Here is an 11194-nt window from a genome sequence, read left to right on the forward strand (position 1 = left end):
CCACGGTGGTTGAGGTGCGAGCGCAGCGAGCCTCGAAACCACCCCTCGGTAGGTCGAGCAGCGAGGAGCGCCAGCGACGAGCGCCCGTCGAGACCCCGTGAGCCGACCGCGGACCGACCCTACGGTGGTTGAGGTGCGAGCGCCAGCGAGCCTCGAAACCACCCCCACCGGTGGTCGAGCAGCGAGGAGCGCCAGCGACGAGCGCCCGTCGAGACCCTGTGAGCCGACCGCCCAGCGGCGACCCACGGTGGTTGAGGTGCGAGCGCAGCGAGCCTCGAAACCACCTGCTGTGTGCGGGGCTGGTGTTGGCCCGCCCGCGTAGCAGCCCGGGTCTCGGCGTCAAGGAGCTTCGCCCGCTTCGCGGCGGCCTGCGGCCGTCCTTGACTCCGAGCCTCTCCCGGGCTGCTGGGACGGCGCACGGGCGGCGGCGGCTTCGCCGCGCCGCCCGCAAACAGCGCGGGCCCCGCCTATCGGTCACCTATGTCGGCAGTTCGAGCTCCGGGCGGAGGTCTTCACGCTCAGCTGGCCCGGGCTGGTGACCAACTGCCGACGCTGAGTGTCGGTTGCCGCAACACCAGTCACATGCGCCTCAGCAGGGGGTGCCGCGCATTGCGCGGGCGGCGCGGCGAAGCCGTGTCGCCCCGTGCGCCGTCAAGCCGGTCGAGAGAGGCTCCGGGTCAAGGACGCCCGAAGGGCGCCGCGAAGCGGGCGAAGCTCCTTGACGCGGAGACGCGACCGGCTACGCGCGCGGCACCCCAGTCCGGCCCCGAGGCCACCTTCAGAGATGCGGGGGTCTCGACGGGCGCTCGTCGCTGGCGCTCCTCGCTGCTCGACCACCGGTGGAGTGCGGCGGCGTGGTTTCGAGGGTCGCTGCGCTCGCACCTCAACGACCGAGGGCGCGCCTCAAGCCCCGACGGCGGCGGTCATGCGGCGTAGCTGGGCTCCGATCTCGGCGGCGACGGCGACGGCGAGGTCCCGGGCGGACTCGCCGTCGACCTCGGGGACGATGCGCTGGACGGTGCCGCCGGCGAGGAGCTCGGCGGCGCCGACGAGCTGGGCCTCGGCCATCTCGGGGGCGTGACCGGCGTCGCCGTGGACGATGACGCTCGCGCCCTCGGGCGGCAGCGGCGAGAGCCAGGCGTGCTCGGCGGCGATGACGGTGCCGGCCGGCAGCAGCGCGAGCGCGCCCCCGCCCGTGCCCTGGCCGAGCAGCACCGAGAGCGTCGGCACGGTCATCGAGGTGAGAGTGCCGATGCAGCGCGCGATCTCACCGGCGATGGCGCCCTCCTCGGCGCGCTGGGAGAGCTCGGCGCCGGGAGTGTCGATGATGGTCACCAGCGGCAGGCCGAGCTCCTCGGCCAGGCTCATCGCGCGCCGGGCCTCGCGCAGCGCACCCGGGCCCATGGCCTGCTCGGGCGTCTGGCGGGTGCGGTCCTGGCCGACCAGGACGCACGGCTGGCCGTCGATGCGCGTCAGGGCCAGCAGCACCGTGTCGTCGAACTCGCCCTCGTCGGTGCCCTGCAGCCGCAGGGTGCCGGTGGCGCCGTGGCGCAGCAGGTCGCGCACGCCGGCACGGCCCTCGGCGCGGGTGCGCGTGATCGAGTCCCAGACCGGCGTACGGCGTGCGGTCGCGTGGTCCTCGCGCCGGGGCAGCGTGGACTCCCCCGGCCCGTCGACCAGCACGGCGAGCGCGAGGTCGACGAGCGCGGGCAGCTGCTCGGGCGACACGACGGCGTCGATGATGCCCTTGGCGGCGAGGTTCTCGGCGGTCTGCACGCCCTCGGGGAACGGGTCGCCGGTCAGGCCCTCGTAGACCCGCGGGCCGAGGAAGCCGACGAGCGCGCCCGGCTCCGCCACCGTCACGTGGCCCAGCGACCCCCACGACGCGAAGACGCCGCCCGTGGTGGGGTGCCGCAGCTGCACGAGGTAGGGCAGGCCGGCGGCCCGGTGGGCCATCAGCGCGCGGGAGATGTCGACCATCTGCACGAACGCCGGGGTGCCCTCCTGCATGCGGGTGCCGCCCGAGCTGGTCGTGGCCAGCACCGGGATCCCCTCCGCCGTCGCCCGACGCACGGCGGACGCGATGCGGCGGGCGGTGGCTTGGCCGATCGAGCCGCCGAGGAAGCGGAACTCGTTGGCCACCACGGCCACCGGCCGGCCGCTGACCAACCCGCGACCGGTGAGGACGGCCTCGTCGGCACCGGACTTCTCCGCGGCCGCCTCGAGCTCGCGCCGGTAGGGCTCCGCGTGGTGGGAGATGTCGATCGGGCTGTCCCAGGAGACGAACGACCCGTCGTCGAGGACCAGGTCGAGCAGCTCCTGGGCACCCCAGCGGCGACGACTCACGCGTCCTCCTCCAGCCAGGCGCGGATGGAGCCCGCGTGCTCGTCGAGCACCGGCGGCGACACGTGGTCGCGCCGCGTGACCTCCTCGCCGGCCGCGTCGAAGAACCTCAGCGGCGGCCCGGGCAGGGTGACCCGTCCGAGCGTCGGGTGCTCGACGTCGACCAGCAGGCCCTGGCTGGCGGTCTGGTCCCACTCATAGACCTCGTCGAGGGTCCGGACCTTGCCGGCCGGCACGCCCACCTCGGCCAGCCGCGCGAGCAGTGGCTCGGCGTCCCAATCGGCGAAGGCGGCCTCGACGACCTCGATGACGCGCTGGCGCACCGCCACGCGCTCCTCGTTGGTGGCCAGCCCCTCGGCCGCCGGGTCGAGCCCGAAGCCCTCGCAGAAGCGGCGCCAGAGCCCTTCGCTGCCCAGCGCGATCTGCACGGCACCGTCGCGGCAGTGGAAGAGCCCGTAGGGGGCGATGGAGGGGTGGTGGTTGCCCTGGGCCGCGCCGACCTCGCCGGCGACGGTCCAGCGCGTGCCCTGGAAGGCGTGCACGCCGATGACCGAGGCCAGCAGGGAGGTCCGGACGACGGTGCCCCGGCCGGTGCGGTGCCGCTCGTTGAGGGCGGCGAGCACGCCGTAGGCGCCGTACATCCCCGACAGCAGGTCGGCGATCGGCACGCCGACGCGCTGCGGGTCGTCGGGCCGGGAGCCCGTCAGCGACATCAGCCCGGCCTCGCCCTGCGCGATCTGGTCGTAGCCGGCGCGGCCGCCCTCCGGACCGTCGTGGCCGAAGCCGGTGATGGAGAGGACCACCAGACGCGGGTTGCGCTCCTGCAGGGCGGCGATGCCGAGTCCGAGGCGCTCGAGGACGCCGGTGCGGAAGTTCTCGACCAGCACGTCAGCCCGGTCGACGAGGCGCAGCAGGAGCTCGCGGTCGCCGTCGTCCTTGAGGTCGAGGGCGATCGACTCCTTGTTGCGGTTGGCCGAGAGGAAGTACGTCGACTCGCGGTGGTCGGGGTCGCCGACGAACGGCGGCCCCCAGCCCCGGGTGTCGTCGCCGCTTCCGGGCGCCTCGACCTTGATCACGCGGGCGCCCAGGTCGCCCATCATCATCGTGGCGTGAGGCCCGGCGAGGGCGCGGGTCAGGTCGACGACGAGGACGTCGTCCAGTGGTCCGGTCATGGCGCGGTCAGCCTCTCGTTCACCAGCTCGGGAGCACGAGCGCGGCCCAGACCAGGAGCGGTCCGACGATCACCACGATCACGCTGTAGGTCAGGATCTGCTTGTAGAACACCGGCTCCTCGATGGTGTCCGGCCTGTTGGCCAGCATCAGGGCACCGTTGGTCGAGAACGGGCTGACGTCCACGATGGTGGACGAGACGGCGAGCGCGGCGACGAACATCGCCGCGGAGATGCCGCCCTCGGCGATCAGCGGCACCGCGATCGGGATGATGATCGGCAGCAGGGCGGTCGACGACGCGAAGGCCGAGACCACGCCGCCGACGTAGCACAGGACCAGCGCGCCGAGGGCGACCACGCTGAAGCCGGCGGCCCACTTGCCGACGTACTCCGGGGAGCCGGCGGCGGTGAGGATGGCGGCGTAGGTGCTCACACCGGCGACCAGCAGGACGGTGGGCCAGGCGATCTGCTTGACCGCGTCCTTGTGCTCGTTGGGCGAGAGCATCGCGAGGATGACGGCGGCGGTGATGGCGACGAAGCCGATGTTCTTGTCGAAGGCCAGCGCGATCACGGCGACACCGACGAACGCCGTCAGCGTGAGGATCTGGTCGCGGCGCACGCCGAGCGCCTGGGTGCCGGTGGGGGCGCTGGTGCCCATGCCGCGGGCGGGGACGAGCGCGCCGCCGCGGTGCAGGTCCTCGTCGAGGGTGTCGGGGTCGTCGGGGTCGATCCGGCGCGACATCAGCTCGCGGCCGCCGAGCAGGACGAAGAGGATCGCGGCCATGATCGTGTTGACGACGAGGCTGGCGAGGAAGACGGTGACCTCGCTCGTGGGCAGGCCGGCGTCCTCCATCACTGAGTTGGTGATCGTCCCGTAGATGCTGATCGGGGAGAACCCGCCGCCCTGGGCGCCGTGGACCACGAACATGCCCATCATCAGCGGGTTGATCTTGTAGCGGCCGGCGAAGCCGAGCGCGATCGGGCCGATGATGGCGCAGGCGGCCGGGCTGGCCGCGCCGATGGAGGTGAGCAGCGCCGTGACGCCGAACATCACCCACGGGATCAGCGCCACGCGGCCGCCGACGCCGCGCACCGCGGTTCTCACGATGAGGTCGACGGTGCCGTTGTTGCGGGCGATGGCGAACAGGTAGGTGACGCCGATCAGGGTGAGGATCAGGTCACCGCTCACCCCCGCCAGGATCTCCTTCTCGTCGAGGTCGAGCGAGTACATGCCGACCAGCCAGGCCGCGACGTACGCGAGTGCTCCCATGTTGATCGGCAGCACCGTGCCGATCACGAACAGCGCCACGAGGGCGATGATCGCTACCCATTCCGGACCCATGAGTCTCCTCCTGCTGCCGGCGTCGTGGTCGTGGGTGACCGGGCTCACACGCTGGCTCAGTGGCCTAGCCAATAGGTCAATGGGCCGGATGTCAATAGGATCCGGTCATGTCCACCGCTTCTCCAGGACCCTCCGATCCCGTCTTCCCGCAGCGGTTGATGCGGACCCGGCTCTACGAGCAGGTCGCGGAGCAGATCACTGCCTGGATCGCCGACAACGACCTGCGCGCCGGCGACCGGCTGCCGCCCGAGCGCGAGCTCGCGACCCGGCTCGGGGTCAGCCGCGCCACACTCAGCCAGGCGCTGGTCGCGCTCGAGGTGATCGGCGTCGTGGCCGTGCGCCACGGGGACGGGACGATCCTGCGCGACTCCCCCGGGTCGACCCGGATCGTCGAGGCGATCCGCTCGCACGCCGACCGGCTCCCCGAGATCATCGAGACCCGCGACGCCCTCGAGACCAAGATCGCCGCGCTCGCGGCGGTGCGCCGCAGCGAGGAGGACCTGGCGCGGATCGACGACGCCCTCGACGCCATGGAGACCGACATCCGGGCCGGCGGGCGCGGGGTCGAGGGCGACGAGCGCTTCCACGGCGCGGTCACGGCGGCCGCTCACTCGCTGCTGCTGGCCCGACTGATGGACGAGATCGGCGACCTGATCAAGGAGACCCGCATCGAGTCCCTGAGCCAGCCCGGCCGCCCGCGTGACTCGCTCGCCGGGCACCGGGCCATCGCCGACGCGATCCGCGCCGGCGACCCGGCCGCCGCGGCGGACGCGATGCACGCGCACGTCGCGATGGTCAGCGACGTCGCGCTCCTGCGCCCCCTGCAGTGAGCGGGCTCGAGCAGCTGGCGGTCGTGGCCGCCGGGTTCGGGGCGGGCGTCCTCACCTCCACGGTCGGGGTGGCCTCGCTGCTGAGCTTCCCCGTGCTGGTCGCGGTCGGGCTGCCACCCGTGGTCGCCAACGTCAGCAACACCATCGGCATGGTGCCGGCCGGAGCCAGCGGCTCGTTCGGCTACCGGCGCGAGCTGCGCGAGCATCCGCGGGTGACGGCCACCGTGATCGCGACCTGCACCGTCGGGTCGGTCCTCGGCGCGGTGCTGCTGCTCGGTCTTCCCGCCGGCGTCTTCGAGGCCGTGGTGCCCTGGCTGATCCTCTTCACCTGCCTCCTGGTCGGGGCCCAGCCCCGCATCAGCGCGCTCCTGCGCCGCCGACACCCACCGGGCGAGGCTCCGGCGCAGCGCACCCGCATGTCGCCGCTCACGACCGCGTTCTCGACGCTGGTGGGCGTCTACGGCGGCTACTTCGGCGCCGGGTCCGGCGTGATGATGGTCGCCGTCCTCGGGTTCGGGCTCGACCTCGAGCTGCGCATCGTCAACGGCCTCAAGACGCTGGCGATCCTGTGCGGCAACGTGCTCGCCGCCCTGATCTTCATCGCCGTGGCCGACGTCGACTGGCGTGCGGTGGCCCTGCTCGCGTCGGGCTCCGTGGTCGGGGGCTACGTCGGCGCGCGCGTCGGGCGGCGGCTGCCGCCATCGCTGTTCCGCGTGCTGGTCGTCGTCGCCGGCGTCACCGCCGCCGGGTCGATGCTGGTCGGCTGACGCCGGTGGTCAGCGGCGGGCCTCGCGGATCAGCGGCTTGACGGCGTTGATCGAGCGCACCCGCCCCGACACGACGTTCGAGCCGGCCTGGGAGAACGTCGCCGAGGGGATGCCGACGATCTCGGCGTCGTTGTCGATGGCCGCCCCGCCGGAGTTGCCGGGCGCGATCCGGGCGTCGGTGTCGATCTCCGAGCGCCGGCCCAGGGCCGGGTCGTCGACGAAGGTCGAGATCACGCCGCGGGTCACCGAGACGCCCGAGGAGCCCGAGATGCTCGGGAAGCCCAGCACCGTCACGTCGTCGCCGGTGCGCAGCTCGTCGGAGTCGCCCACGGGCAGCGTCGGCAGGTCCAGGGGCCGGTCGAGCTCGCCGCCGTCGATGGTGGCGTAGATCTTGATGACGGAGGCGTCGAGGAAGCCGTCGCTGACCACGACGCGGGCGCGGTACGTCGGTGCCGCGGCCGAGTCGGCAGCGTCCTCGACGAGCGCCACGCGGAGGTAGTCGGGGTTGGTGTCCTGCGTCGGGCCGTACTGCCGGTCGAGACCCTCGGCCTCGGGCTCGGCGACGTGGGCGTTGGTGAGGATGAGGCCCTCGGAGCCGATGATGGTGCCGGAGCCGGACCACGTCACCGTGCCGCCGTCCTCGCTCTCGGACTCCGCCGAGATCAGGACCGTCGCCACCTTGGCCCGGTCGAGCTCCGCGCCGGTGAGCACGTCGGACTCGGCCGTGGGCGTGGCGCCGCCGCCCCCCGACCCGCCGTCGTCGGTCGCCACGACCGCGACCGCGACTCCGGCGGCCACCACGACGACGGCGACCAGCGCCGCGGCACCCGCCTTGAGCCGCCGCGACCAGCGGGCGCGGGCGATGCGGCGCTCCTCCTCGTGCGCCGAGAGCAGCGGCACGACGGTCACCTCGGGTCCGGCGACGGGGTGGCCCAGCCGCAGCGCGACCCGCTCGCGCACCGGGTGGCGGTCGATGCGACGACCGTCGAGGAAGGTGCCCTCCCGGGAGTCGTTGGTGTAGGTCCAGCCGCCGGGCACGGCGTCGAGCCGCCCGTGCACGCGCGAGGCGACCCGGTCGGTGAGCACCACCGAGCTCTCGGGGAGCCGGCCGATGGTGACGGTGGCCGGATGGGCGAAGCGGTGCTCGCGACCCTCCGCGACGACCATCAGGTCCGGGCCGCTGCGCTGCTCGTCGCGCTCCGGTCCGGGGCGCTGGGCGGCCAGCACCACCGTGTGGTCGAGGTCCGCGGCGTCGTCCTCGTCCTCGTCGTCGCCCTCGGGCTCCGGGGACGGGGTGAGCGTGAACGAGCTGCCGGTGTCGGCCGGGCCGCACCGCACCGTGACCGGGCCCGTGAGCCGCAGCTCGGTGACGCGCTCCCCGTCGACGAAGGTGCCGTGGGCGCTGCGCACGTCGACCAGGAGCCAGCCGTCGGCGTCCGGGCGCACCTCCGCGTGGACGCGCGAGACCCCGTCGCCGGTCAGCAGGACGTCCGAGTCGAGCGCGCGTCCCACGCGCAGCACGCGGGGCTCGTCCACCTCGATCGTGCGCGTGCCGACCTCCACGCGGAGTCGCTGCACCTCAGGCCGCCTGCGTGCGAGCGGCCGTGACCACGGAGCTGCCGACGCCCACGCGGACGCCGTCGACGAGCTCCATCGTGCGGTCCGGCTCCAGCCGCACGCGCTGCCCGGCGGCGTACGTCGCCTCCCAGGCGCGGCCCGACAGGTTCTGGAGTCCCCAGCGCCCCTCGACCTGGGGGTGGGGGCGCACGCGCCCGACCACGACCGACTCGTCCGCGCCGGGCGAGAGATGGTCGCTGCGCAGCGTGGCGAGGGCGCTGACCGCCAGGGTGCGACGCCCCACCTGGAGGACGAGGTCGGGGTGCAGCGACCGTCCGCAGGCGCGGCAGGTGCGGCGGGGCTCGGCGGGGTCCCAGAAGCCGGTGGTGCCGCAGCGGCAGCGGACCATCCCGTCGCGCAGCCGGTCCATCGCCTTCATCCACTGCCCCTCGGTCACCCGCTGCCCGGGGCGGTCGACGCCGGCCACGAACGCCTGGACGAAGAGGTCCTGCAGGAAGCGCGGGTAGATCGCCCAGTAGTCCTGCACCACCTGCGAGGGACGGTTGTCGTCGCGGTCGGGGTGCAGGCAGAAGACCGGGTCGGTGCCGAAGTGCTCGAGCAGCCAGGCCGCGTCGCGAAGCCCGTCGTCGGTCCGGTCGCCCTCGAAGGGGTGGCCCAGGAAGAGCGCGTAGAAGAGCAGCACGGCCAGCGAGTGCCGGTCGGTGTCGGTGCTGGGCAGCGTCTGGAACGTCAGGTCCCGCACCACTTCGGGCGCCATGAAGAACGGCGTCCCGAGGACCCGGCTGGTGCCGTCGTCGACCCCGACGTTGTCGTTGTCGCAGATCAGCACGTCACCGGTGGCAGGGTCGAAGAAGACGTTGCCGAAGGAGATGTCGCGGTAGCACAGACCCCGCGCGTGCAACCGCAGGAAGCTCGAGGCCAGCTGGCGGCAGATGCTGATGATCGCGTCGAAGGACACCGCCAGCGGGGTGCCGTCGCGGTCGGTGTTGGCGAGCAGGAAGCTCAGCTCGAGGTAGCGGCGGTCGCGCAGCCGCATCACGTACCCGAACGACGGCTCGCCCGCGACGCGGGCCATGCTGATCGGCCACAGGAACCGCTGGTGCGGCGAGCCCAGCTCGACCAGGCGCTGCATCTCGTGGAACTGCTCGGCCGACGCCGACTCTGGCCGGTACCACTTCAGCGCCAGCGCCTCCCCGTGCGGAAGGCGCACCTCGTGCACGAAGCCCTGCCCGCCCTGGCCGAGCAGCCGCACGACCCGGGCGCGACCGAGTGGGCCGAGGTCCACCTCGGTCCCGTCAGGCAGGCTCATGGCTGCTGAGGGTATATCGTCGCCTCGGCCGAGACCGCGGAGCGGGGTGGACATGACGGATCGCCTGGGCGGCGCCCTCCAGCGCAAGCCGCTGCACTTCATCTTCGTGCTCGACGTCTCGGGCTCGATGCTCCGGGGCGGCCGCATCCAGGCGCTCAACAACGCCATGGCCGAGGTGGTCCCGCACCTGCGCGACGAGGCCCGCGCCAACCCGCACGCCGAGCTGCTCGTGCGGGTGCTGGCGTTCGCCACCGAGACGACCTGGGTGGTCGAGGAGCCGACGCCCATCGAGCAGTTCCACTGGGAGCGGCTGCCGGCGACCCCGAAGGGCTTCACCGAGCTCGGCAGCGCCCTGTCGGTGCTCGCGAAGAGCCTGCGCGAGATGGACACCGGCGCCAGTGGCTATCCCCCTGCGATCATCCTGGTCTCCGACGGGCGTCCCACCGACAGCACCGGCACCAGCTTCGTCGACGGGCTGCAGGAGCTGCTCGACGAGCGCTGGGGCGCGGCCGCCGTCCGGCTCGGCCTCGGCGTCGGCCGCGACGCCGACATGCACGCCCTGCGCCGCTTCATCGGCGACGAGGACGTGCCGCTGCTGCGCGCCGACAACCCTCAGCAGCTCGTCGAGTACATCGTCTGGGCCTCCAAGGCCGCCAGCCGCGGCGCCTCCCGGCCCGTGCTCGGCGCCGGCGGCGTGCCCGTCAACCCGCCGGAGACCACCGGGGGCGACCCGATCTGGAGCACCCAGGGATGAGCGGCGGCTGGACCGCCCTGTCCGGCACGCAGATCGGCTCGGTCCACGTGCGGGAGGACCTGCCGCTCCAGGACGCCCACGAGGTGCGCGTCGACGACGGGGTCGCCGTGGTCGCGGTCGCCGACGGGCACGGCCACCACGTCCACTTCCGCTCCGACGTCGGCGCGGGGCTCGCGGTGCGGATCGTCGCGGACCTCCTGGCCGACGCGGCGCCGCACCTGAGCGCCGTACGCGGTGAGGAGATCTTGGCCGACGTCGGCGCCGCCCTCGTGGAGCGCTGGACCGCCGCGGTGCTCGAGCACCTGCGCGACCACCCGGTGGAGCCCGACGTCGCGGCGCGGGGCGCGCTCCTCCCCTACGGCACGACGGTCATCGCGATGGTCGCCACGGGCGACCTGCTCGGGGTGCTGCAGATCGGGGACGGCGACGCGGTCGTCGTGGGTGCGGACGGGCGCGCCGTACGACCACTGCCGGAGGACCCCGACCTCGACGGCCACCGCACCACCTCGCTCTGCCAGGCCGACCCCCTCGAGTCGCTCCGCGTCGCCGTCGTCGACACCCGCGCCGAGGACGTCGTCCTGGGCTACGTCTGCACCGACGGCTTCAGCGCCGCCCGCGTCGACGCCGACGGCTGGTGGCAGGAGACCGGCGCCCAGCTCGTCGACCTCACCCGCGACCACGGCCTCCCCTGGATCGCCGAGCGCCTCCCCGCCTGGCTCGAGGAGCCCGCCCGCATCGGCGGCGACGACACCACCCTCGCCCTCCTCGCCCGCACCGACCTCCGACCTTGAGAAGCGCCGCCCTCTACGGCGGCTCGGTTTCGAGACGGTTGCTGCGCAACCTCCTCAACCAACGGGGGCCAGCCCGCGGTGGTTGAGGTGCGAGCGAAGCGAGCCTCGAACCCACACACCGGTGGTCGAGCAGCGACGAGCCCCAGCGAGGAGCGCCCGTCGAGACCCCCGCAGCGAAGGCAGGGCGTCCGGGTGCGGAGTTGGGTTCGAGACGGTTGCTAGCGCAACCTCCTCAACCAACGGGGGCCGCCGGCCCGGTGGTTGAGGAGGGGCGAAGTCCCGTCTCGAAACCACCCCAGTAAAGAGCTTGA

The 11194-nt window shown here is 73.4% G+C and carries 9 protein-coding genes; 4 read left to right on the forward strand and 5 right to left on the reverse strand.

Annotation, left to right across the window (positions count from 1 at the left end):
• Positions 1–903: 903 nt before the first annotated feature.
• From IRQ30_RS22720 to IRQ30_RS22730, 3 genes are read right to left on the reverse strand one after another with little or no spacing between them, the layout of a single operon-like run.
• Positions 904–2346 carry a carboxyl transferase domain-containing protein gene (locus IRQ30_RS22720; protein ID WP_193615100.1) on the reverse strand — a complete coding sequence of 481 codons (1443 nt, stop codon included), beginning with the start codon at positions 2344–2346 and terminating at the stop codon, positions 904–906.
• On the reverse strand, positions 2343–3515 hold the full coding sequence (locus IRQ30_RS22725) for a CaiB/BaiF CoA transferase family protein (RefSeq protein ID WP_193615101.1): 1173 nt from the start codon (positions 3513–3515) through the stop codon (positions 2343–2345). Before IRQ30_RS22725 ends, IRQ30_RS22720 begins: the two co-directional genes overlap by 4 nt.
• Positions 3516–3534: 19 nt before the next feature.
• Positions 3535–4854: an SLC13 family permease gene (locus IRQ30_RS22730; RefSeq protein ID WP_193615102.1), complete on the reverse strand. Its 1320-nt coding sequence runs from the start codon at positions 4852–4854 to the stop codon at positions 3535–3537.
• A 107-nt stretch (positions 4855–4961) separates the two neighbouring features.
• Between IRQ30_RS22730 and IRQ30_RS22735 the strand changes: the two genes are divergently transcribed.
• Both IRQ30_RS22735 and IRQ30_RS22740 read left to right on the forward strand, forming a co-directional pair.
• Positions 4962–5684, forward strand: a complete 723-nt coding sequence (locus IRQ30_RS22735; protein ID WP_193615103.1) for a FadR/GntR family transcriptional regulator — start codon at positions 4962–4964, stop codon at positions 5682–5684.
• A complete protein-coding gene (locus IRQ30_RS22740; protein ID WP_193615104.1) occupies positions 5681–6451 on the forward strand; it encodes a TSUP family transporter in 771 nt (256 codons plus the stop codon). Before IRQ30_RS22735 ends, IRQ30_RS22740 begins: the two co-directional genes overlap by 4 nt.
• Before the next feature lie 9 nt (positions 6452–6460).
• On the opposite strand, the gene IRQ30_RS22745 is transcribed toward IRQ30_RS22740, so the two are convergent.
• Together IRQ30_RS22745 and IRQ30_RS22750 are read right to left on the reverse strand one after the other, a co-directional pair.
• Entirely contained in the window at positions 6461–8029 is a 1569-nt protein-coding gene (locus IRQ30_RS22745; protein ID WP_193615105.1) for an FHA domain-containing protein, read from the reverse strand.
• Between the two features lies 1 nt (position 8030).
• Positions 8031–9338 carry a protein kinase domain-containing protein gene (locus IRQ30_RS22750; protein ID WP_193615106.1) on the reverse strand — a complete coding sequence of 436 codons (1308 nt, stop codon included), beginning with the start codon at positions 9336–9338 and terminating at the stop codon, positions 8031–8033.
• Between the two features lie 52 nt (positions 9339–9390).
• Between IRQ30_RS22750 and IRQ30_RS22755 the strand changes: the two genes are divergently transcribed.
• Both IRQ30_RS22755 and IRQ30_RS22760 read left to right on the forward strand, forming a co-directional pair.
• Positions 9391–10092, forward strand: a complete 702-nt coding sequence (locus IRQ30_RS22755; protein WP_193615107.1) for a vWA domain-containing protein — start codon at positions 9391–9393, stop codon at positions 10090–10092.
• Positions 10089–10883, forward strand: coding sequence for a protein phosphatase 2C domain-containing protein (locus IRQ30_RS22760; RefSeq protein WP_193615108.1), 795 nt, complete (start codon positions 10089–10091; stop codon positions 10881–10883). Before IRQ30_RS22755 ends, IRQ30_RS22760 begins: the two co-directional genes overlap by 4 nt.
• The last annotated feature ends 311 nt before the right edge of the window (positions 10884–11194 follow it).

This window comes from Nocardioides lijunqiniae (assembly GCF_015024225.1).
Taxonomy (GTDB): domain Bacteria; phylum Actinomycetota; class Actinomycetes; order Propionibacteriales; family Nocardioidaceae; genus Nocardioides; species Nocardioides lijunqiniae.

Coding starts and splice junctions, on each gene's coding strand:
- IRQ30_RS22755 (WP_193615107.1), top strand. CDS start 9,391: ATGACGGATCGCCTGGGCGGCGCCCTCCAGCGCAAGCCGCTGCACTTC.
- IRQ30_RS22750 (WP_193615106.1), bottom strand. CDS start 9,338: ATGAGCCTGCCTGACGGGACCGAGGTGGACCTCGGCCCACTCGGTCGC.
- IRQ30_RS22725 (WP_193615101.1), bottom strand. CDS start 3,515: ATGACCGGACCACTGGACGACGTCCTCGTCGTCGACCTGACCCGCGCC.
- IRQ30_RS22730 (WP_193615102.1), bottom strand. CDS start 4,854: ATGGGTCCGGAATGGGTAGCGATCATCGCCCTCGTGGCGCTGTTCGTG.
- IRQ30_RS22735 (WP_193615103.1), top strand. CDS start 4,962: ATGTCCACCGCTTCTCCAGGACCCTCCGATCCCGTCTTCCCGCAGCGG.
- IRQ30_RS22760 (WP_193615108.1), top strand. CDS start 10,089: ATGAGCGGCGGCTGGACCGCCCTGTCCGGCACGCAGATCGGCTCGGTC.